General features: G+C 57.6%; 19 protein-coding genes and 2 tRNA genes. 8 read left to right on the top strand and 13 right to left on the bottom strand.

Features of this window, described 5'->3' with window-relative positions:
- Positions 1 to 13: 13 nt before the first annotated feature.
- The 11 genes from K728_RS0101810 to dnaA all read right to left on the bottom strand — a co-directional run bounded on the left by K728_RS0101810 (position 14) and on the right by dnaA (position 11759).
- A tRNA-Ala gene (locus tag K728_RS0101810) sits at positions 14 to 86 on the bottom strand.
- A gap of 36 nt (positions 87 to 122) precedes the next feature.
- Positions 123 to 239, bottom strand: coding sequence for a DLW-39 family protein (locus K728_RS21695; protein WP_237715235.1), 117 nt, complete (start codon positions 237 to 239; stop codon positions 123 to 125).
- 41 nt (positions 240 to 280) lie between these two features.
- Positions 281 to 354: transfer RNA gene (locus K728_RS0101805), tRNA-Ile, on the bottom strand.
- Positions 355 to 440: 86 nt separating this feature from the next.
- Positions 441 to 977 (bottom strand): DUF3566 domain-containing protein, encoded by a 537-nt coding sequence (locus K728_RS0101800; RefSeq protein WP_019482043.1) that lies wholly within the window; start codon positions 975 to 977, stop codon positions 441 to 443.
- Positions 974 to 3595, bottom strand: a complete 2622-nt coding sequence (gyrA, locus tag K728_RS0101795) for a DNA gyrase subunit A (protein ID WP_019482044.1) — start codon at positions 3593 to 3595, stop codon at positions 974 to 976. The genes K728_RS0101800 and gyrA overlap by 4 nt, the downstream gene beginning before the upstream one ends.
- Before the next feature lie 70 nt (positions 3596 to 3665).
- A complete protein-coding gene (gyrB, locus tag K728_RS0101790) occupies positions 3666 to 5735 on the bottom strand; it encodes a DNA topoisomerase (ATP-hydrolyzing) subunit B (protein ID WP_019482045.1) in 2070 nt (689 codons plus the stop codon).
- A gap of 293 nt (positions 5736 to 6028) precedes the next feature.
- Entirely contained in the window at positions 6029 to 6568 is a 540-nt protein-coding gene (locus K728_RS0101785; protein WP_024475661.1) for a DUF721 domain-containing protein, read from the bottom strand.
- Between the two features lie 22 nt (positions 6569 to 6590).
- Positions 6591 to 7766: a DNA replication/repair protein RecF gene (gene recF / locus K728_RS0101780; protein ID WP_019482047.1), complete on the bottom strand. Its 1176-nt coding sequence runs from the start codon at positions 7764 to 7766 to the stop codon at positions 6591 to 6593.
- A 10-nt stretch (positions 7767 to 7776) separates the two neighbouring features.
- Complete coding sequence (gene gnd / locus K728_RS0101775) at positions 7777 to 8742, bottom strand: phosphogluconate dehydrogenase (NAD(+)-dependent, decarboxylating) (protein WP_443110902.1); 966 nt, start codon at positions 8740 to 8742, stop codon at positions 7777 to 7779.
- Complete coding sequence (gene dnaN, locus K728_RS0101770; protein ID WP_024475659.1) at positions 8738 to 9859, bottom strand: DNA polymerase III subunit beta; 1122 nt, start codon at positions 9857 to 9859, stop codon at positions 8738 to 8740. Before dnaN ends, gnd begins: the two co-directional genes overlap by 5 nt.
- A 454-nt stretch (positions 9860 to 10313) precedes the next feature.
- On the bottom strand, positions 10314 to 11759 hold the full coding sequence (gene dnaA, locus K728_RS0101765) for a chromosomal replication initiator protein DnaA (protein WP_051317584.1): 1446 nt from the start codon (positions 11757 to 11759) through the stop codon (positions 10314 to 10316).
- Positions 11760 to 12153: 394 nt separating this feature from the next.
- Here dnaA and rpmH point away from each other — a divergent pair, with 394 nt between their 5' ends.
- The 8 genes from rpmH (at position 12154) to K728_RS0101735 (ending at position 17937) form a co-directional block, all read left to right on the top strand.
- Positions 12154 to 12291, top strand: coding sequence for a 50S ribosomal protein L34 (gene rpmH, locus K728_RS20360; RefSeq protein WP_022892375.1), 138 nt, complete (start codon positions 12154 to 12156; stop codon positions 12289 to 12291).
- 82 nt (positions 12292 to 12373) lie between these two features.
- Positions 12374 to 12727 (top strand): ribonuclease P protein component, encoded by a 354-nt coding sequence (gene rnpA / locus K728_RS20355; protein WP_083850837.1) that lies wholly within the window; start codon positions 12374 to 12376, stop codon positions 12725 to 12727.
- Positions 12724 to 13071, top strand: a complete 348-nt coding sequence (yidD, locus tag K728_RS0101760; RefSeq protein ID WP_024475657.1) for a membrane protein insertion efficiency factor YidD — start codon at positions 12724 to 12726, stop codon at positions 13069 to 13071. Before rnpA ends, yidD begins: the two co-directional genes overlap by 4 nt.
- Positions 13072 to 13084: 13 nt before the next feature.
- The gene (gene yidC, locus K728_RS0101755) at positions 13085 to 14047 is read left to right on the top strand and encodes a membrane protein insertase YidC (RefSeq protein ID WP_019482052.1); all 963 of its coding nucleotides are present in this window, start codon (positions 13085 to 13087) and stop codon (positions 14045 to 14047) included.
- A complete protein-coding gene (locus K728_RS0101750) occupies positions 14044 to 14601 on the top strand; it encodes a Jag family protein (RefSeq protein WP_024475656.1) in 558 nt (185 codons plus the stop codon). Before yidC ends, K728_RS0101750 begins: the two co-directional genes overlap by 4 nt.
- 25 nt (positions 14602 to 14626) lie before the next feature.
- The gene (rsmG, locus tag K728_RS0101745) at positions 14627 to 15259 is read left to right on the top strand and encodes a 16S rRNA (guanine(527)-N(7))-methyltransferase RsmG (protein ID WP_024475655.1); all 633 of its coding nucleotides are present in this window, start codon (positions 14627 to 14629) and stop codon (positions 15257 to 15259) included.
- Between the two features lie 260 nt (positions 15260 to 15519).
- On the top strand, positions 15520 to 16479 hold the full coding sequence (locus K728_RS0101740) for a ParA family protein (RefSeq protein WP_192813065.1): 960 nt from the start codon (positions 15520 to 15522) through the stop codon (positions 16477 to 16479).
- A 93-nt stretch (positions 16480 to 16572) separates the two neighbouring features.
- Positions 16573 to 17937 carry a ParB/RepB/Spo0J family partition protein gene (locus tag K728_RS0101735; RefSeq protein WP_024475654.1) on the top strand — a complete coding sequence of 455 codons (1365 nt, stop codon included), beginning with the start codon at positions 16573 to 16575 and terminating at the stop codon, positions 17935 to 17937.
- Between the two features lie 2059 nt (positions 17938 to 19996).
- Here the strand turns inward: K728_RS0101735 and trxA are convergent.
- Positions 19997 to 20320, bottom strand: coding sequence for a thioredoxin (gene trxA / locus K728_RS0101730; RefSeq protein WP_024475653.1), 324 nt, complete (start codon positions 20318 to 20320; stop codon positions 19997 to 19999).
- 2 nt (positions 20321 to 20322) lie between these two features.
- Complete coding sequence (trxB, locus tag K728_RS0101725; RefSeq protein ID WP_024475652.1) at positions 20323 to 21387, bottom strand: thioredoxin-disulfide reductase; 1065 nt, start codon at positions 21385 to 21387, stop codon at positions 20323 to 20325.
- Positions 21388 to 21461 lie beyond the last annotated feature (74 nt).

Genomic DNA, 21461 nt, shown 5'->3' with positions numbered 1-21461 from the left:
CCCTTTCCCTCGGTGGAGGCACGGGGACTCGAACCCCGAACCCCCTGCTTGCAAAGCAGGTGCGCTACCAATTGCGCCATGCCCCCGATCGGTTGCCTTCACGGCAACCTCACCAGTATAGCCTAGTCAACCGTGTCGGTTGCCTTACTCCATACCGCTCTGTCCCTTTCGGATTCCTGCCACCTTTTATAGGCGAACGCACTTGCTACAGCTGCTGCAATTACCAACAACTTCTTCACAGTGCTTCTCCTATCGCAGTTACCTGCGGGTGATAGGTCCGTGGGCGTACCAGGACTTGAACCTGGGACCTCTTCGTTATCAGCGAAGCGCTCTAACCGCCTGAGCTATACGCCCCGAAGCCTGTTCGGGCCGAAATACGACTTTACAGGAGTATCTCGGCAATCATCAAATCGTCCGGAAACAGGCGTCCCCCGGCGGGGTTAATCGTCGGTGAGGGTAACACCAATTCCGCCAACCAGGGTTGATGAAATGTTGTAAAGGACCGCCGAAAGCATCGCCAGAGCGGTCAAAAGCACCACGTTCACCACCGCGATGATTGTTGCGAAAGAGACCACTTGGCCCAGGGAGGCGAACTGGCGAAGGTCAAAACCGCCACTTTCGGTGCCGGCTATTTCGCGAAGCAGATCATTCACGCCATCGAAAATTCCGGTGAGATCCAAAACCGTCCAAATGACAATGGCCGCGACAACCGTGACAATACCCAGGGCTACGGACAGGAGGAATGACATCTTCAGCACAGACCAAGGGTCAACCTTACTGACCAGGAGTCTCGCCTTGCGGGCCTTGGCCTTGGGCGCTGGTTTCACCAGACCTGGCCGGGCGCCGGCCGGTTTGGATCCTGAAGTGGCACCCGCTGGACGCTGGGGTGGCCGTGCGGGAGCATTCACGCGGGGCCCGGTGCCGGTCTGTTTGACCGATCCTCCGGCTGCCCGTGGGTTTGAGTTAGGCGAACTCACTCGGTACCTCCATTATCTGGTGACTGTGCTTCCAGCTCAGCCGTCTCTTCTGAGGTCAACGGTACTTCATCGGTTGTTGCCCCTGCGGATTCGATGCTCTCCCCCGTCACGTCAACACCCCCGTCGTCGACCGTGAGTCCCCGTTCACTGTTGCGGGCGACGGCTATGATTCGATCCTTTTTGTCAGGCTTTGCGAAGATGACACCCATCGTGTCCCGGCCCTTGGCTGGCACCCCAGTCACCGCTGAGCGCACCACCTTGCCACCACCCATCACGACCAGGACTTCGTCTTCTTCCTGGACAATCAGGGCACCCACAAGGTCTCCGCGTTCCTCCGCGAGCTTGGCAACCTTGATCCCCAGGCCGCCACGACCCTGTACCCGATACTCCTCAACCTTGGTGCGCTTCGCGAACCCACCCTCGGTGACAATGAAAACGAAGGATTCGTCAGTGACCACGTTGGCGGCCAGTAGTTCATCTTCTTCGCGGAACTTCATTCCGGTGACACCCGAAGTTGCCCGACCCATGGGCCGCAAAGCGTCGTTCGTCGCGGTAAACCGGAGGGACTGACCCTTCCTGGAAACGAGCATCATATCGTCGCTCTCGGAGACCAGCTGCGCGGAGACCAGTTCGTCGCCGTCGCGCAGGTTGATCGCGATCACTCCGGCCGTCCGGTTGGTGTCGTAATCCTCAAGCCTGGTCTTCTTCGCGAGTCCGCGCTTGGTTGCCAACACCAGATAAGGGGACTGCTGGTAATCCCGGAGATCGAGCACCTGTGCAATCGATTCGTCGGGTTGGAATGCCAGCAGATTCGCGACATGCTGACCCTTCGCGTCGCGCCCAGCCTCAACCAACTCGTAAGCCTTCGCCCGATACACCCGTCCCAGGTTGGTGAAGAAAAGTAGCCAGTGGTGGGTGGTAGTGACGAAGAAGTGCTCGACTACGTCGTCGCCGCGTAGTTGTGCTCCCTTGATACCCTTCCCGCCGCGGGCTTGCTGGCGGTAGTTGTCACTACGGGTCCGCTTCACATAGCCACCGCGGGTGATGGTGACGACCATCTCCTCTTCAGGGATCAGATCTTCCATGCTCATATCCGAGTCGAAACCCATGAGGATCTCAGTGCGCCGGTCATCGCCATGCTTGTCGACTATTTCGCGGAGCTCAGTGGAGACAATATCCCGTTGCAGTTGCTTCGACGCGAGAATCTTCTGGTACTCGGTTATCTCGGCTTCGAGTTTGGCATGCTGGTCCTGGATCTTCTGACGTTCCAGGGCAGCCAGACGACGCAGTTGCATATCCAGAATTGCCTGAGCCTGGATTTCATCGATCTCGAGCAAGCCCATGAGCCCGTTGCGGGCATCTTCGACCGTCGAGGATCGTCGGATCAGGGCGATTACCTCATCAAGTGCGTCGAGAGCCTTCAGCAGACCCCGCAGAATATGGGCCGCCTCTTCGGCCTTCCGCAACCGGTACTGGGTGCGCCGGACAATAACCTCAAGCTGGTGGGTCACCCAGTGACGAATGAAGGCATCCAGGCTCAGCGTGCGTGGCACATCGTCGACAATAGCCAGCATGTTCGCGCTGAAGTTGTCCTGCAGCTGGGTGTGTTTGTACAGGTTATTCAGCACCACCTTCGCGACGGCGTCCCGCTTGAGCACAACCACCAACCGCTGGCCGGTGCGGCCCGATGTCTCGTCACGAAGGTCGGCGATACCGTTGACCTTCCCGTCCTTGACCAGGTCGGCAATCTTGATCGCCAGATTATCGGGGTTTGCCTGGTAGGGCAATTCGGTGACAACCAAACAGGTGCGACCCTGAATTTCCTCGACGTTGACGACAGCCCGCATGGTGATCGACCCACGGCCCGTGCGGTAGGCATCTTCGATGCCCTTATGGCCCAGGATTTGCGCTCCGGTGGGGAAATCCGGTCCTTTTATTCGCAGCAGAAGTTCTTCAAGGAGCTCTTCCTTGGTTGCCTCGGGGTTTTCGAGGTACCACTGGACGCCTGAGGCGACTTCGCGAAGGTTATGCGGTGGGATATTGGTTGCCATGCCGACGGCGATACCCGACGATCCGTTGACCAGCAGGTTGGGGAACCGTGCCGGAAGGATGGTCGGTTCCTGATTCTTGCCGTCATAGTTGTCCTGGAAATCGACGGTTTCCTCGTCAATATCCCGGACCATTTCCATGGCGAGCGGTGCCATCTTAGTTTCGGTGTAACGAGGCGCAGCAGCACCATCATTACCCGGCGAACCAAAGTTTCCCTGACCCAGGGCGAGCGGGTACCGCATGGTCCAGTCCTGGATGAGCCGGACCAACGCATCGTAGATGGCCGTATCACCATGCGGGTGGTACTGCCCCATGACCTCGCCCACCACGCGCGCACACTTGTTGAAGGATCGGTCCGGTCGGTAGCCGCCGTCGAACATCGCGTAGAGAACCCGCCGGTGGACGGGCTTCAGCCCGTCACGGACGTCGGGAAGAGCCCGCCCAACAATCACTGCCATCGCGTAATCCAGGTACGACCGCTGCATTTCCGTCTGCAGGTCGACTTGCTCTATTCGATCGGAGAGGACCCGTCCTTCGAGGGGGAGATCGGGTGTTTCTTCGTCGCTCATACGTCAGTTCCGTTCAGTTCTAAGTGCCAAGGCGTTGGAGATGGCGATTACCGTCGATCGCCGAAACTCCCTAAATGTCGAGGAATCTAACGTCCTTGGCGTTCTGCTGGATGAAGTTCCGTCGTGATTCAACGTCTTCACCCATCAGGACCGAGAAAATCTGATCCGCTGCGGCCGCATCGTCGACCGTCACCTGAAGCAGGGTGCGATTGTCGGGGTCCATGGTGGTTTCCCAAAGCTCGGTGTAGTTCATCTCCCCGAGCCCCTTGTACCGCTGTACACCGTTGTCCTTGGGCAATCGCTGGTTGTTGGCCAAGCCCATTTTGATGACTTCATCCCTCTCACGGTCGCTGAACACGTAGGAGTGGGTCGCGTTGGACCATTTGATCCTGTAGAGCGGTGGCTGCGCCAGATAGACGTAGCCGTTCTCGATCAGGGGGCGCATATAGCGGAACAACAAGGTCAGCAGCAGCGTGGTGATGTGCTGCCCATCAACGTCGGCGTCGGCCATGAGAACGATCTTGTGATAACGAGCCTTAGCGACGTCGAAATCCTCACCGATCCCGGCACCAAAGGCTGTGATCATGGCCTGGACTTCACTGTTCCCGAGCGCACGATCAAGCCTGGCTCGTTCAACGTTCAGGATCTTGCCGCGCAGCGGCAGGATGGCCTGGGTATCGGGGTTACGTCCACGGACGGCCGAACCGCCTGCAGAGTCGCCCTCGACGATGTAGATTTCAGACTTCGATGGGTCCTTCGACTGGCAGTCCTTGAGCTTTCCGGGCATCCCACCGGATTCGAGCAGACCTTTGCGTCGGGTGGATTCACGAGCCTTGCGCGCTGCGAGGCGTGCCTGCGCCGCTTGAATCGATTTGCGGATGACGTCTCTGGCAGGGCCGGGGTTCCGTTCCAACCAGTCGCCCAGCTGATCGGTGACTACGCGCTGGACAAAGCCTTTGGCTTCGGAATTCCCCAGCTTGGTCTTCGTCTGTCCTTCGAACTGTGGTTCGGAGAGCTTCACCGAGATGACCGCGGTCAGTCCTTCTCGAATATCATCACCGGTCAGGTTTTCGTCTTTTTCCTTGATGATGTTCTTGTCTCGCGCGTACCGGTTGATCAATGAAGTCATGGCCGCGCGGAAACCCTCTTCGTGGGTGCCGCCCTCGTGCGTATTGATCGTGTTCGCGTAGGTGTGGACACTTTCCGAATAGGCGCTGGTCCACTGCATTGCTACTTCGACTGCGATCTTGCGGTCGGTGTCTTCGGTCTCGAATCCGATGACGTCCTCATGGATGACGTCCACACGCTTTGCCGAGTTCAGGTGATTGACGTAATCAAGCAGCCCGTTCTCGTACATGTAGTCAACCTGGCGGTGCTTCGGCGTATCCTCGCCGGAGGTCCCTGCATCCGACGTTTCAGCGATCTCCTCGGTTTCCACCTCGTCAACCCGTTCGTCGACCAGGATAATCCGAAGCCCCTTGTTGAGGAACGCCATTTGCTGGAAGCGGGCCCTTAGTGTTTCGAAGTCGAACTCCACCGTCTCAAAAATGGAGGCGTCCGGGTAGAACGTCTGGGTGGTTCCCGTTTCGGTGGTTTCAGCTCCACGGCGGAGCTCTCCTACCGGCTTTCCGCCATCAGCGAAGGACTGGTTCCAGACATACCCCTGACGCTTCACCTCGGTTTCCACCCGGGAGGACAAAGCATTGACTACGGAGATGCCTACCCCATGGAGACCGCCAGACACGGCATACCCACCACCACCGAACTTTCCGCCGGCATGCAGGATGGTCATGACGACCTCGACGGTGGGGCGCCCCTCAGTGGGGTGCATATCAACAGGGATGCCACGACCGTTATCAACCACCCGGACACCGCCATCAGCCTGTAGCGTCACCCTGATGGTGTCGCAATACCCGGCAAGAGCCTCATCGACAGAGTTGTCGACCACCTCATTCACCAGATGATGGAGGCCTCGGGGGCCGGTCGAACCGATATACATGCCGGGTCGTTTACGAACCGCTTCAAGACCCTCGAGGACGCTGATATCGCTTGCGTCGTATCCGGTGGTCCCATTTTGGGCTCCTGCAGCGGACTGCGGATTGCCCTGGGTTTTGGCGTCCAGCTCGTTGTCATTAGCCACAGGCGCTGTCGGCTCCTCAAAGGTAGGAATCTGGGTCAAAAAAGCTTCGCTGTTGACACCTGCGGAGCAGGTAACAGATCGAAGGCATCCCCTCAGGAATGCCATTTCCCATCATTCTACCTTGCCGTCGTGGACAATACCTCACTGAACAGGCCTCTAATGGCGAATAAAGCCGCATATAAGCCGCCGGGAGGGCGGCAGCTAAGGCCGGATACCTCCAGCGGGGAGTTCAGGGCCCTACACGGCGTTTACCGAACTGGCAATAGACCCATCCCTCGGAGTCCTACAGGGCCTTATCCATAGGTGTCGCGTGGCCCTCTTCCCTTGACGGACCGGCCACCTTTCCTCCAGTTGGGGGAAGCCGGCCCGAGTACCGAGATGCGGGTGACGACGCCGCTGCCCAACTCGGCATCAAACCTTTGAATTAGCATCGGGCTGATCAATCTGAGCTGTGTAGCCCAGGCAGTAGAGTCACAGCGAACGAGCACGGTACTCCCGTCAAAACTTTCGGGCCTGCAGTGCAATGCGATCTCCGGTCCGACGAGTTCATCCCACCGGGCAAGCACCGAGCCCACCGCCACTGGGGATTTCCACCCGCGCTCACTAAGCAGCCGACTAAAGACATTTCCCAACCCCTCGGGATCACGGCCCGTATAGGTGATGGACCCTGGCGCCCGCCGTTTGGGGCTTGCCACACCACGCCGTCCGGCGGGTAACCGGGTGTTTCCGCGGCTTCGTGAGGCATCGCGGACTCTGTTCAACAATGATTGCGGAGCATCCAGATAGGGTTCCCCGCCCCCAGCCTGATCGTCTTCGGGCGAGTCTTCCGGCACGGTTCCCTCCGGACGAGGGTTCCTAGGTTCCACTACTGACCAGGCCTCCCGGCACCACCTGGAACTGGTGTCCAACTAGGGATTCGGGAATATCATCGCTGACAGCAGCAGTAACCAGGACCTGTTCAGCTCCACCGACGATTGCCGCAAGTTTCTTCCGCCTACTGGCGTCCAACTCAGCGAACACATCGTCGAGAATGAGCACGGGGGTTGCTCCGGGGGTGTGGTCATCCTCAATCAAGAGATAATACGACCCCAGTCTGAGGGCGAGAGCCAACGACCAGGTTTCACCATGTGAGGCATACCCCTTGGCAACGGTCCCACCGAGCACGAGGTCGACATCATCCCGATGGGGTCCAACGAGCGATATCCCGCGGTCAAGCTCCTTCTTCCGGTGGACCAGAAGCACTGCGATAAATTTCTCAGTCAGTTCTTCCACACTTAATGAACTCAAGGTGTCATCTTCGCTGGCACCCCCGCCGTCGTCGTCGGCTCCCGACAGGGACGACCGGTACGTCGCTACCGCAACCTTGGATCCGTCGGTGAGCTGGTGATATGCCCGCTCCAGATGCGGCTTTAGCTGACCCAGCACGACGAGTCGGGCATGCAATAACCTGGCGCCAGCTTCCGCGAGGTGCTGATCCCATACATCGAGCGTCGCTTCATGGGAGGCAGTGAACTTTCCGCTGGCCCGTGCCGATTTCAGCAATGCATTCCGCTGTTTGAGCACCCGCTCATAGTCGGCGCTAATTCCCGCCCGATGTGGGAGCAGAGTCACCATCAGATCATCCAGAAATCGCCGCCGGTTGGAAGGATCACCTTTCACCAGTGCAAGGTCTTCCGGCGCAAAAAGTACAGTACGGAGGATGCCAGCCGCGTCGCTCGCCCTGACCGGGTTCGCACGATTTATCCGTGCGCGGTTACTCCGATCAGCGTTGATCTCAACCTCGACGCTGGTGGTTTGGGTTCCGCGAACCAGTCTTCCCCTGACCAGAGCACGCTCCGCGTTGAACGCGATCAGGGGTTTGTCTGAGCTCACCCGGTGCGAGGAAAGAGAAGCGAGATAGCCGATGGCCTCGACGATATTTGTCTTGCCCACGCCGTTGGGACCTACAAAGACTGTTACTCCCGCTTCCAGCGGCACTTCAACCTGGCTGTAGGTGCGGAAGTCCGTCAGGGACAGATGCTGAACGTACATGATGACCCACTCACGCGGATTCCTTGGGGGTGCGTACTGCATGTCCACCAAATTGGTTTCGGAGTGCAGCCACCATCTTCATCGCGGGGGCATCATCCTGGCGGGAGGAAAATCGTGCAAACAGCGCCGCAGTGATGGCGGGAACCGGAATTTCGCTGGCGATAGCTTCCTCTACAGTCCATCGTCCTTCGCCGGAGTCCTCAACATAACCGGCGATCTTACTCAGCTCCGGATCCTCGTCGAGCGCCTTGACCAGCAGGTCAAGCAACCACGATCGGACGACCGTTCCATGTTGCCAGGCCTGGAAGGTGCCATGAACATCCTTGATGATGTCTTTCGCTGCCAACAGTTCATAACCCTCCGCATAAGACTGCATCAGGCCGTATTCGATCCCGTTGTGAACCATTTTTGCGTAGTGCCCAGCGCCTACGTCACCGACGTGCACAAAGCTTTCTTCCCGGAGCCCATCCGGACGTAAGGCGTCGAAGACAGGGAGAGCCCGCTGCACATCGGCGTCGGCTCCGCCCGCCATCAGCCCATAACCATTTTCGAGGCCCCAAACGCCACCGGAAACACCACAGTCGACGAAAGCAATATCCTTTTTCGCAAGCAACGCCGCGTTCTCTTGGTGATCGGTGAAGCGTGAGTTGCCGCCATCAATCACCAGGTCCCCAGGTTCCAGCAGCTCGGCGAGATCGCGGATCACAGATTTGGTGATCTCTCCAGCGGGGACCATCACCCAGATCACGCGCGGTGTCTGGACCGCAGATACCAGACCGTCGAGAGAACCGATGTCTGAAAGATCTGGGTTTCTATCGAATCCGGTAACGGTCAGCCCTTTTCGGCGAAGCCTTTCCCGCATGTTGAAACCCATCTTGCCGAGTCCGATGAGGCCAATGTGCATTTCCGCTTCGCTTCCTGAGGACGGGGACTGGGATCTACCCGACGTTTCTCTGTCGCTGGTGAACTTATCAATTGGCCATTCGGACCGGCATCAGCAGGTATCGGTAGTCCGTACGGTCTTCCCCGGTCGCGTCTTCCTGTGCGGAGATGACCACGGGCTTCGGGGGTGTGGTGAAGGAGAACCGAACAAATTTGCTGTTGAAGGCGCCCAGGCCCTCGCTGAGATAATGCGGGTTGAAAGCGACCGTGATGTCGTCCCCATCCAAGGTGGCCTCGATTGCTTCAGAGGCCTGGGCATCTTCGCCCGTACCCGCATCGAGCGTCACCTGTCCTGCGCTGAAGGCCATGCGGACAGCGGTATTTCGTTCGGCAACCAGCGAGACCCTGCGAACTGCCTCGACCAGCACACCGGTCTCGACAGTCGCGTGGATGGGCGTGCTTTCCGGGAACAACGCCCGAATCTTGGGGTAGTCGCCATCGACCAGGAGCGATGTAGTTCGGCGTCCCCCGCTTTCAAAGCCGATCAATTCCCGGTCGTTTGAAAGGGCAATGCTCAGATCGCCGGCACTTCCAAGGGTTTTCGCTACTTCGTTGAGTGTTTTGGCCTTTACCAGTGCGCTAGTGGAGATTCCGGGCGTCCTGGGTTTCCAGGACACTTCGCGCAGCGCGAGCCGGTATCGGTCTGTCGCAAGGAGGGTAATCAGGTCATCTTCAATTTCCATCCGCACACCCGTGAGGATGGGCAGTGTGTCATCCCGGCTTGCAGCGATGATGACCTGGGAGACGGCTTGTGAGAAAGCGTCTCCGTCGACAACTCCGCTTACTTCTGGTGGGGTCGGAAGTTCGGGATACTCACCCTCCGGCATTGTTGCCAGGTTGAATCGGCTATTGCGGCAAGTCAACGTCACCTTGGTGCCTTCAGTTTCCACCTCGACAGGGGCCGAAGGAAGGCTACGGCAGATGTCAGCCAATAGACGCCCGGACACCAAAATGGTCCCCTCTTCAGCTACATCAGCTGGGATCTCGAGCCGCGCAGAAATTTCGTAGTCGAAACTGGCAAGGCTAAGTGTTCCACCGGCTGCCTTAATCAAGAGACCCGACAGCACCGGCACAGGCGGACGGGGGGACAAGGAACGCGCCGTCCAGGTTACGGCCTCAGCTAGAACATCCCGCTCGACTCTGAATTTCACTGAAGGGTGCCGCCTTTCTCAACATAATTCTCGGGAAGATTGCTTGGCCAACGGGGGAAAGGACTCAGCCGGAGGGCAAGGAACTACATTACTCACAGAAAGCTTAGCCTGACTGCCGCCGGGCGGTTTTCGGGAGCTCTGGGTTTGTTTGGCCGGGATCGGAGCGTGGGTGGGTGAGCGGGAAAATGTTATTTGGAAGAACCCTTGGATTTAAGGTTCGTAGTCGTAGTAACACCTGTTGAAACTGTGGATAACTGCCTCACACTATGCAGGTACAGGCAACAGCCTGTTGAGAAGTTGTGTATAGAGAAGCCTTGGAGGCGCGGGGGGTTGTGGGGAAAATCCTTGAAAGTTAGCGGGTCCACAGGCTCTGGGGGGTTGTCCTCATTAACATCGCTGTTGTTCGACCAGTTATCCACAGTTCTATCCACACCTGTTAATACCACTGGTGTAGTTAGGCGTCTTTCCGGCGATGTTTGATCCTGTTGGTCAGTTCGGTGACCTGATTGAAGATTGCGCGGCGTTCGGCCATGAGCTCACGGATCTTCCGGTCGGCGTGGATCACTGTGGTGTGATCGCGACCTCCCAGCTCCTGGCCAATCTTTGGGAGTGACATGTCGGTGAGCTCCCTGCAGAGATACATTGCGATCTGCCGCGCGGTCACGAGAGTCCGGGTACGGGATTTACTGCAGAGCTCCTCCATGCTGATCTGAAAGTAGTCGGCAGTTTGGGCCATGATCACGGCGGAGGTGATCTCCTGAGCGCCGTCGTCGGTGATGAGATCTTTGAGAACCACCTCAGCGAGTGTCACGTCCACTGGTTGACGATTCAGGCTGGCGAAGGCCGTGACGCGAATAAGCGCCCCCTCAAGTTCCCGGATATTGGTGGAGATTTTTGATGCGATGTACTCGAGCACATCGTCTGGAGCGCTCATTCCCTCACTGATCGCCTTCTTTCGGAGAATGGCGATTCTGGTTTCCAACTCCGGTGGCTGAATGTCGGTCAACAGACCCCACTCAAACCGTGATCTCATCCGTTCCTCGAACCCTGAGAGCTGTTTTGGGGGTAGATCTGAGGTGATGACCACTTGCTTGTTGTGATTGTGGAGGGCATTGAAGGTGTGGAAGAACTCTTCCTGGGTGCGGTCCTTACCGGAGAGGAACTGGATGTCGTCAATAAGGAGGATGTCGACGTTCCGGTAAGTCTGTTTGAAGCTTGTGCCCTCGTCATCGCGGATCGAGTTGATGAAGTCGTTGGTGAACTCCTCCGAATTGACGTAGCGCACCCGAATTCCTGTGTAGAGATGCCGGGCGTAATGACCGATGGCATGCAGGAGATGGGTTTTACCGAGCCCTGAGTCGCCGTAGATGAACAAGGGGTTGTAGGCCTTGGCGGGCGCCTCCGCAACAGCTACCGCTGCTGCATGGGCAAACCGGTTGGACGAACCGATCACGAAGGTATCGAAGACATACTTCGGGTTGAGACGACCGAACTCGTGAGAGTTGCTCGGCAGGGTTGGCGCGGGCTTGGCCTCTTCCCTGGCTGGTTCTGCGGTCTGTACCGGCTCGCTCTCGTCAACCTCGACCGGTGTGAGTTCGGGGTCGATAACGAAAGCGCACTGCAAATCCTCACGGAACACTTCCCGCAGCGCCTCGTCCAGGGCAGCCTTCAGGTGGGTCTGGAGAACCTCACGGGTCAGTTCGTTCGGGACTGCGACCAGGAGGGTAGTCCCGATCAACCCTTGAGCCTGGGCCAATACAACGAATCCTCGCTGTCTGGGCGTGACCCTCTCATCGTGTTCCAGGGTGCGAATGACCTTGCGCCAGGAACTCCCTACATCATTAATCTCGTCCGGGCCCACAAATACCTCTCCACCATGTCCATCGAAAACGGCCCTCATCCACAGAGTTATGCACAGCTGGTGGATAAACGACCCTTGGGCAAGACTAGAGGATGGGTACTGGAGAAGATAGCTGGTCTACGGGGCTGAGCGGGTGTGCTTTAGGGCCCTCGTCGGACCGTGAGATGGGGCCTTAACCAAGGTTGTCCACAGATTTGTGGATTTAGCCCTCGACCTCTCCCTGCCGCTCGGTTTGACTGGCCTGTGTGCAGTCGCCTAACGTTATGTAGTCCTATATGTCTGCATTCTGCATGCCTGCGAATTGATCGACGATCAAACAAACCCGCTGGCCTCTGCATCAGCCGCAGATATCAAAACGTCGAATCGCCAGTCTGTTCTTCCCCCTTGTAGCAACGGACCGGACGCATCCTAAGATTGTCTTGGAGTAAATACAGTGAGCAAGCGGACCTTTCAGCCGAATAACCGCCGCCGGGCTAAGAAGCACGGTTTTCGCCTTCGGATGCGCACACGCGCCGGCCGAGCCATCCTTTCAGCGCGCCGCGGCAAAGGCCGCACCGAGCTGTCAGCATAAGCAGCCCCAGCTAGCTTGAAGACGTGGGTTCGCCAGGCGATACATAACGCCACGGCAACCCGGCCGGTTCGGACACTTTGACATGTTGACTCGAATCAACAGGGTCCGAACGGCCTCCGACTTCACCTATACCGTACGTTCCGGCTCCCGCTCTGGGCGCCGGAACTTGGTGTTATATGCGGTAACTACCTCCGCAGATGAACCCAGCAGGTTCGGGTTCATCGTCTCAAAGGGCGTGGGGAACGCAGTGACACGAAACCTCGTTAAGAGGAGACTAAGACAAATGGCTGCGTCAGCCTTATCCCGGCATTCCAGTGGATTGGCGGTGGTGGTTCGAGCGCTGCCGCCTGCCGCTGATGCAACCTGGAGTCAGCTCGCTAGTGACTTCGACCGGGCACTTGATTCGGCATCCAGCAGGAAGAGAGGCAGCACATGACCACGGCTGCCTCTGGCGTTTCGCTGCTCCGTGAATTCCCCGGGAACGCGATGATCGCTGTTTTGAAGGCTTATCGGGTGGTTATTTCCCCGCTATATGGCCAGGTCTGTAGATTTTTCCCCTCCTGCTCCGCCTACGCGCTGGAAGCAGTGACGGTCCATGGAGCGGTCAAGGGCGGCAGTCTTGCCGTTCGTCGGATCTGCCGCTGCCATCCCTGGAACGACGGCGGGGTGGATCACGTGCCTGCCGGCGGAAGATCGTTCCCGGACGGAAAAATACCCAAAATTGTTGTGCTGAATCATCCTGTGATTCCCGCTGATGACGAAAGCCGCTCGGCGGCCTGAGGAGCAAATAGCTATGGACTTCTTCAATACGATCCTCTTCCCGTTCCAGTGGTTGGTGTCGTGGATCATGACGTTCTTCCACGACGGCTTCACCTTCCTCGGCATGGACGCGGCGTCTGGCTGGACCTGGACCCTGTCCATCGTGGGTCTCGTGGTGGTGATCCGTGCGGCCCTCATCCCAGTTTTCGTCAAACAGATTAAAGCTCAGCGCGGCATGCAGGCACTCCAGCCTGATCTGAGGAAACTGCAGAAGAAATACAAGGGTAAGACAGACCAGCTGTCGCGGCAGGCGATGACCCAAGAGCAGATGGCGCTGTATAAGAAGCATGGCACCAACCCGTTCGCGGCCTGTCTCCCCATCCTGATCCAGATGCCGTTCTTCTTTGCACTTTTCACGGTGCTCAACGGTGTGTCCAAGGCATCCGAGACTGGGGAAACAATCGGTGCCATGACCACCGAAGAAGTCCGGCAGTTCGATGACGCATCAATATTCGGCGCACCTCTTTCGTCCACGTTCCTGGGCAGCTTTGGGGACAACGCGAACGTCAGCGTGATCATTCTGTCGGTGATCATGATTTTGGCGATGACCGGGTCACAGTTCATAACGCAGAAACAGATCATGGCGAAGAACATGTCTGAAGAGGCAATGCAAAGCCCCTTTATGCGTCAGCAAAAGCTCATGCTGTACATCCTGCCTTTGGTGTTTGGTATTGGCGGTATCAACTTTCCGATTGGCGTGCTTATTTACTGGACCACGACCAACATCTGGACGATGGCTCAGCAGTTCTATGTGATCCGAAAAATGCCCACTCCAGGGTCGCCTGCGGCGAAGGCGCTTGCCGAGCGACGTGCGAAGAAGGGGCTTCCGATGACCCCCCTGCTTGGCGAGAAGAACGCCGATCCAGCGTCTGAAGAGGTCATTGAGACCAAGGGTCAGCGCACACAGCCCCAGCGTAAGAACAGGAAGAAAAAATGACAGCTGAGAGTGCACCGGCGGACGGCGTGGAAGAAGTGGTCGACTCAGCTGGCGAGGCCGGTGATTCATCGGCAACTATCAGTCGGCTCGAGGATGAGGGTGATGTTGCAGCGGATTACCTGGAGGAGCTACTGGACATCGCCGATATCGACGGAGATATCGACATTGAGGTTCGGAACGGGCGTACCTACATCTCTATCGTCTCCGAGGATCCAGACGGTGGCGCACTAAGCGGTTTGGTTGGAAAAGATGGTGAGGTGTTGGAGGCTCTGCAGGAACTGGCTCGGCTCTCGGTTCTCACATCGACGGACAACCGGTCACGACTGGTGCTCGATATTGACGGGTTCCGTGAGGTGCGGGGCAAAGAGCTACGCACCATTGCGGTGGATGCGGTGAACAAGGCCAAGGAATCGGGCGAGGAGGTCGCCCTGGAGCCTATGTCTGCATATGAGCGCAAGATCGTTCATGATGTGGTCGCGGAGCTCGGCTCGATCAGCGAGTCGGAAGGTGAAGGGTCCGGGCGGCATATCGTTGTCTCACCGGCGGATTCCTAGGAATCCGGGAGTCGAGGCATACCTGATGGTGGAAATTAGTGAATCAGAACTTGCAGCTGCCCGATCAATCTTCGGTGACCGCCTCGGCTTGGCTGAGCGCTTCGTAGAGCATCTGGCGACGACCGGTATTGAACGTGGTCTGCTGGGACCGCGAGAGGTTCCACGGTTATGGAGCCGCCACGTTTTGAATTGCGCAGTGACTGCCGAACTGTTCCCAGCAGGGGCTGTGGTGGCAGATGTCGGCAGCGGTGCCGGATTGCCTGGCATAGCGTTGGCTATCGCCCGCCCCGACTTGTCCTTCACCCTTATCGAGCCACTCGAGCGTCGTGTCACCTGGCTCAATGAGGTAGTCGCCGATCTGGGTCTTGACAATGTCAAGGTGTTTCGCGGACGCGCGGAGGAGGCTGTAGGGAAGGTCTCGGCAACCGTCGTTACTGCTCGGGCCGTATCCGCGCTGGGGGGCCTTGCGACAATGACGATTCCCATTCTGGCTGGAAGCGGTCAGGTGTTGGCGATCAAGGGACAAAGTGCTGCTGAGGAAGTCAAAAAGGCCGCGAAACTGATCCGGAAGCTTGGTGGCCGGAATACCTCTGTAGTACAGGTCGGTGCCGGAGTATTGGACCAACCAACTACGGTCGTCCGTATCACCGTTGGGTAGTCTGCTTACAGCCCCTTCGAATCTTCACCAATAGCGCTTGTCCCGAGGTTCGTTCGAGCCAGTGACCGGTACTCTAGAAGTAGGACCGACCCCGGAATGCTGAAAGCGAGTTATCCTGCGTGACAACAAAAGACGCTGCGAAGCGAAGTCAATCCTTGCTATCAGCAGGGTCGCAGTTAGCTGTCACTCTTGGCGAAATACAACCAGAAGTGTTTGCTGATCCGGCAAATATGGGAATTGTTTCACGTGAAACCACTTTTATGGTGTCCAGTTCCCAGGCGGCACCGGTTCCTGCCCAAACGATTACCCCTAGCGCATCACCAAGGAATGTTATGGACGCGATGGACGACAGCACACCCCTGGCACGGGAGTTGGCCAGCGAGAACCGTCGCAGGGAAAAACTGAGCGGGCGTAGCCTTCCCAAACCTAGTGCTACCCGCACGTTGACGGTGAGCAATCAAAAAGGTGGCGTGGGGAAAACCACGACCACTGTCAACATTGCCGCAGCACTCGCGGCAGCGGGCCTGAATGTGCTGGTCATCGATATCGACCCTCAGGGCAATGCATCCACGGCCCTGGGGATTCCGCACCATGCAGAAGTCGACAGTATCTATGACGTGCTCATCGATGACCTCCCCCTCGGGGAAGTCGTAGTCCCGTGTCCTGATGTTCCGAAGCTCCTTTGTGCTCCTGCAACCATCCATCTTGCCGGCGCGGAGATCGAACTGGTATCGCTGGTGGCCAGGGAGCAGCGCCTGCGGCGGGCCATTGACCTCTACTCTCAGGAGCGCGAAGACCGTGGTGACGAACGGTTGGACTATGTCTTTATTGACTGTCCCCCAAGCCTGGGCCTCCTCACGGTAAACGCCTTTGTGGCCGCGAAGGAGGTTCTGATACCAATCCAGTGCGAATATTATGCATTGGAGGGTCTCAGTCAACTGCTGAAAAATATTGAGATGATCCAAAAGCACCTCAATGCTGAGTTAGTGGTATCTACAATCCTGCTGACAATGTATGACGGTAGGACAAACCTTGCAGCGCAGGTGGCTGCGGAGGTGCGAGAGCACTTTCCCAAGCAGGTTTTGAAGGCCGTCGTACCGCGTTCGGTCAGGATCTCTGAGGCGCCGAGTTACCAACAGACGGTGATTACTTACGACCCGTCCTCGAGCGGTGCTCTGTCCTACCTTGAAGCAGCTTCGGAAATCGCCCTGCGCGGATAGCTAGCCTCAAGCCGTTTCACCACTTCCCGCAGTAGTGTGGGTATCAATAATCACCCGATGCGGATTGCTCTGCACTTTTGAAGGGACCTGGTCATGGCCGAAAAGCGACGCGGATTGGGACGTGGACTGGGAGCTCTCATTCCAAGCGCCCCGTCGAACGAAGAGACCTCGGGGATAGACTCTGTGACGCCGCGCAGCGGGCGGCCGGCTGATCTGTTTTTCCCATCAGCACCGCCCAGGGAGGAGGCGGAGGATTCCGTCTCGGGGTCTGCGCGTTCACAGCGACCCGCTTCTGGAATCAACAAGGATGCGCTTACGGCCTCTACCCGGGGCTCCAAACGAACGCCTGTGAAGAAAGCCACGCGGGTTCCCAAAAGGATTGCCAGCGAAAGCGCAGCCGAGGAATCCGGAGAAGATTCAGCGGTTGAGGTGCCCCCCGCGGTCGTCGAGTCTACTCCCACCTCGTCTAATCTCACGACCGAAAACATTCCCACTGTCGGTGAACCCTCCGGCCCGCTGGAAGATCAGGTGGTGGAGGTGGAGGACGCTAGCCCTTCTGTAGAGGCGGATTCAGACCGCACTCCGGAGAACGTTTCACGTGAAACAGCACCGCAGCCAGCAGACCCGAATTTGGTCGCGGTGCCTGGCGCGACATTTGCCGAGATCCCCGTGAACCTCATCCACGCGAATCGGAAACAGCCTCGAAGTGTCTTTGACGACGACGAGATGGCCGAACTTGTTAACTCAATTCGCGAAATCGGAGTGCTCCAGCCCATTGTTGTCCGCCCTTCGACGGAGGGTGGGGAACAGCCCTACGAGCTCGTCATGGGTGAACGGCGCTGGCGCGCAACCAGAGAAGCTGGCCTTGCAGTGGTGCCGGCAATCATCCGCTCGACGACGGACGACGATCTCCTCAGGGATGCCCTCCTGGAGAACTTGCACCGTAGTCAACTCAATCCACTTGAAGAAGCCGCAGCATATCAGCAATTGCTGGACGATTTTGGTTGTTCTCATGACGAACTCGCAGAACGCATTGGTCGCTCGCGCCCGCAAATATCGAACACCCTCCGTCTGCTGAAGTTGCCACCGCTAGTCCAGAGGCGCCTTGCTGCTGGCGTTATCTCGGCCGGACATGCTCGGGCCTTGCTTGGATTAGGCGATCAGGTTGAGATGGAAAAGCTGGCTCAGAAGATCGTCGCTGAGGGATTGTCAGTGCGCACCACGGAAGAGCTCGTCTCAATGAACGATGGGCTGCGCCGCCCGGTGAAGCCGAACACGCCACGCGCCGGAGCTCGGCATGAACGGTTGGATTATCTAGCATCCTCCCTCTCAGACCGTCTTGACACCAGCGTCAAGATCACCCTGGGCGCCCGTAAGGGGAAGGTCAGCATCGAATTCGCCAGCGTCGACGACCTCAACCGCATTATGGGAGTTCTCGGTACCTCGGGGGCCTCCTAGGCCTAGATATCCGGGTTAGATATGCGCTGTTTCACGTGAAACATGTCAACAAGGCGGTAAAGGTTGCCCAAAAGAGTTGGATGTTTCGGGTAGTGCCTTGGGAATTGGGTTAGAAAAATCAAGAGATCTCCATCTGGGGGGCAAGACTCTGTGTGTTTCGGTGCCAATTTGCCCCCGGAATGTAGCCAGGACATTCAGATATCAGGCGTGACAGGCCCCCTTTTGTGCAGTGGACCTCATGGACGGGCTGGATACATAGATCCGCAGGGCGGCAGGTTTCACGTGAAACAGGTCAGATTAGCCATGGTTGCCGTGTGCTGTCCATAACCTTGCTGAATCGGTAGCACTTTGCCCCTATTGTGAGCGCTGTTGTACAACGTTGCTGGTCCGGGGCAGGAATCTTCGGTTTCACGTGAAACAGCCGTCCTTTAGTCACCGATAGGCTGCACATTCTCGGCAGCTTCTCCCGGACTGAGACACAGAACATGAGGGTGTTCTTGTTGTGTTCGAAGCTGCCCTAGTCCAATTCGATCCACAACCAGCCGAATAGTGGGCAATGGCCGTCATACGACAACTTCACGCCTCATCTCTGGCCGCGTTCGCATTCGCCGACAGTTCTTCCGCCCTGATGCAGCGTCTAACGTTTCTGAATTGACTCCCGGTCACTTCGTTCCGAGCGCTCTGGAGTACCAAGGCGCCGCACGGTGTCGTTTCACGTGAAACGACCGTCCCCCTCCGACGTTTCACGTGGACGGCAGCTAGCGAAAAGTGAGGTCTAGACGAGAAGCCCTAGAGGGTCCTTCCCCAGGGGGGAAACACAATTGCCGTAAGGGTCCCTAATATTGCCCTGCGGTTCTCCCCACACCTGACGGGATTGTTGTACCTACCCGGTGCTCTGGGTGCCGCGCAGGCCGAAAGTTGCCTATCAGCGACACCAGGGGTCGCCACGCTAGCGGGAGTTCCACCATGGCTAGGGTTTCTGTCGATTTCTGGCAGCTGGCGCCCCTTTGACTCCTATTTGGCCTGTAGCTGGCAGAGAAGATGTTTCACGTGGAACAAGTGTCTTCCGGCCTGGGATGCGCAGGCTGGGTCACAACTTCGAATACGAACCAACTCAGGGACGACTGGTAGCGAGGTTTCCATGGTAGGAGGTTCCCACCCCGCGTGGGAAGACATACTCGGATCTCATCGGTTCCTTCGTAATCTTTGGAGTTTTAGGAGAGCGGCGAACTCGACTTGAGCGTCCCCGCGTCAGTATCCATCCGTATTCCACCAAAAGACGGATATTTAGCAACATTCAGTCCACTTGAGGGCGCCGCGCTAGCTATAAAGGTCGATCTACGGGTATCCGGTCGTTGCTGCACTAGCAACGACGCTTTCCGGCGTCCCGTGTGGGCCCGCCTTTCCGATGCACGGGACCGGACTGGATCCTGGCAGCTGGCATCCACTTATGCGGCACGACACGAGGCCTTCCACAGAACCGAACGTTTCACGTGGAACATTGTGGACGCCACCAAAGAATCCCGAGCCGTGACTAGTATCTGTGGTGACCTGAGTGAAGCTAGCAGTCAGCTGAAAGGTCACGGAGTCAGGTTGGAGATGTCACCCCGCGAGGCCGGAGATGTTGTGCGGAAGGCGGGGCCTGAGGTGTTTAGTTCCAGTGCCACGCGCGGGTCTAAGAGACCGGTCGATGCGGACCCGTTTGTCTCCACGGGACGCGGAGTGAGATTTCGCGCGACGGCGCAGCACGGATCCGTCAACAGCACTACAGCACTACAGGGCTACGAGTAGTCATGGGGTGGAAGGGTGCCGGTCTACTTCGCTGCTGCAAGTACATTTCCTACGGGCTGCACCATATTGATTATCACGCAGCGTCCTTCAGGGGCGGCCATGTCAGTCCGACCACGTGACGTGCCTCGGCTGAAAGTCCTGCCAAGATGAGGATATGGCTCCGGGGTCCAATCCAGTTTCACGTGAAACAGTCAACAGGCGTGAAAAGGGCCACCACTTCGTACAGAAGTGATGGCCCCTGAAAAAAGGTGCAGGCTCGAAACGCTTCCTACTTCAGGAAGTCAGCGAATTCCCGCTCCAAAACCTGCTTTGGCTTAGCACCGATGGATTGTGCTGCAACTACGCCGTCCTTGAACACATAGACGGCCGGGATCGAAGTGATTCCATACTTCGCAGCGGTAGCCGGATTATCATCGACGTTGAGTTTGACGACATCAACCTTTTCCGAATGTTCTCCGGCAATTTCGTCGAGGATAGGCGACAACTTACGGCACGGTCCACACCATTCGGCCCAGAAGTCGACGAGCACTGGCTTTGTTGATTTCAATACATCGGCGTCGAAGGACGCGTCGGTGACTTCTCTTGCAGTCATAGCTACTCTCCTTGGGTGGTGCTGGATACGTGGGCATCTTCAGAGACCTGTTCGGCTGGCGGTGTTGGTACTTCCGCCGCCGTCTCAACCGAGTCCCCGAGGTCAGCGAGGTAATGCTCTACGTCAATTGCCGCAACACATCCTGAACCGGAGGCAGTGATGGCTTGGCGGTAGGTAGGGTCGATCACGTCGCCCGCGGCAAATACCCCGGGTAGAGAGGTCTTGGATGTGCGGCCCTGGACAGCGATGGTGCCTTCTGTCGTGAGCTCGAGCACTCCCCGTACCAGGTCCACCCTAGGGTCGTTGCCGATAGCAACGAAAACCCCGGTGACCGGGAGATGCTGGGTTGAGTCGTCTACAGTGCTAGCCAGGCGCAAACCCGTTACCTTGGAGTCGCCGTCGATCCCCACAACCTCGGAGTTCCAGATGAAGCGGATCTTCTCGTGGCTCAATGCCCGATCCTGCATGATCTTGGATGCACGAAGCGAGTCCCGCCTGTGGACCACTGTGACGGAGCGAGCAAATTTCGTCAGGAAAAGGGCCTCCTCCATTGCGGAGTCACCCCCGCCAATCACTGCAATGTCCTGGTCCCTGAAGAAGAACCCGTCACAGGTTGCACACCAGCTGACGCCGTGCCCTGAAAGACGCTTCTCATCCTCAAGTCCGAGTTCACGATACTCGGAACCGGTAGACACAATGATGGATCGCGCGCTGAAAGTCTCACCTGTGCCGATGGTGACCGTCTTGACCGCGCCGGAGAGCTCAAGCGACGTCACATCTTCGAACAGTATCTCTGTGCCGAACCGTACGGCCTGCTTTTCGAACTGCTCCATCAGATCCGGTCCCATGACACCTTCAGGGAAGCCAGGATAGTTTTCCACATCCGTGGTGTTCATCAGTTCACCGCCGGCTTTGACGGAACTGGCAATCATCAGAGGCGCCAGATTCGCGCGGGCGGTGTACACGGCGGCTGTGTATCCGGCCGGTCCTGAGCCCACAATGATCACATCGTGGATCTTCTGTGGATCGGTGCTGCTGGTTCCGGTTGTGCCGGTTTCTATACTCACGGGTTTGGTAGACCTTCCTTTGTTGACACCACTACAGGAGCCTGGGGCCCGGCTGAGCGGTCATTTATAAGAAC

It is taken from the genome of Arthrobacter sp. CAL618, assembly GCF_000468215.1.
Classification (GTDB): domain Bacteria; phylum Actinomycetota; class Actinomycetes; order Actinomycetales; family Micrococcaceae; genus Arthrobacter_D.
Note: the sequence above shows the minus strand (reverse complement) of the source record. Positions and strands in the feature narration are given on the sequence as shown.

Bases quoted from the DNA above. Each gene is read 5' to 3' on its own strand.
- gyrA (WP_019482044.1), bottom strand. From the start codon at position 3,595: ATGAGCGACGAAGAAACACCCGATCTCCCCCTCGAAGGACGGGTCCTC.
- recF (WP_019482047.1), bottom strand. From the start codon at position 7,766: ATGTACGTTCAGCATCTGTCCCTGACGGACTTCCGCACCTACAGCCAG.
- dnaA (WP_051317584.1), bottom strand. From the start codon at position 11,759: ATGAGGGCCGTTTTCGATGGACATGGTGGAGAGGTATTTGTGGGCCCG.
- rnpA (WP_083850837.1), top strand. From the start codon at position 12,374: ATGTTGACTCGAATCAACAGGGTCCGAACGGCCTCCGACTTCACCTAT.
- yidD (WP_024475657.1), top strand. From the start codon at position 12,724: ATGACCACGGCTGCCTCTGGCGTTTCGCTGCTCCGTGAATTCCCCGGG.
- yidC (WP_019482052.1), top strand. From the start codon at position 13,085: ATGGACTTCTTCAATACGATCCTCTTCCCGTTCCAGTGGTTGGTGTCG.
- K728_RS0101750 (WP_024475656.1), top strand. From the start codon at position 14,044: ATGACAGCTGAGAGTGCACCGGCGGACGGCGTGGAAGAAGTGGTCGAC.
- rsmG (WP_024475655.1), top strand. From the start codon at position 14,627: ATGGTGGAAATTAGTGAATCAGAACTTGCAGCTGCCCGATCAATCTTC.
- K728_RS0101740 (WP_192813065.1), top strand. From the start codon at position 15,520: ATGGTGTCCAGTTCCCAGGCGGCACCGGTTCCTGCCCAAACGATTACC.
- K728_RS0101735 (WP_024475654.1), top strand. From the start codon at position 16,573: ATGGCCGAAAAGCGACGCGGATTGGGACGTGGACTGGGAGCTCTCATT.
- trxA (WP_024475653.1), bottom strand. From the start codon at position 20,320: ATGACTGCAAGAGAAGTCACCGACGCGTCCTTCGACGCCGATGTATTG.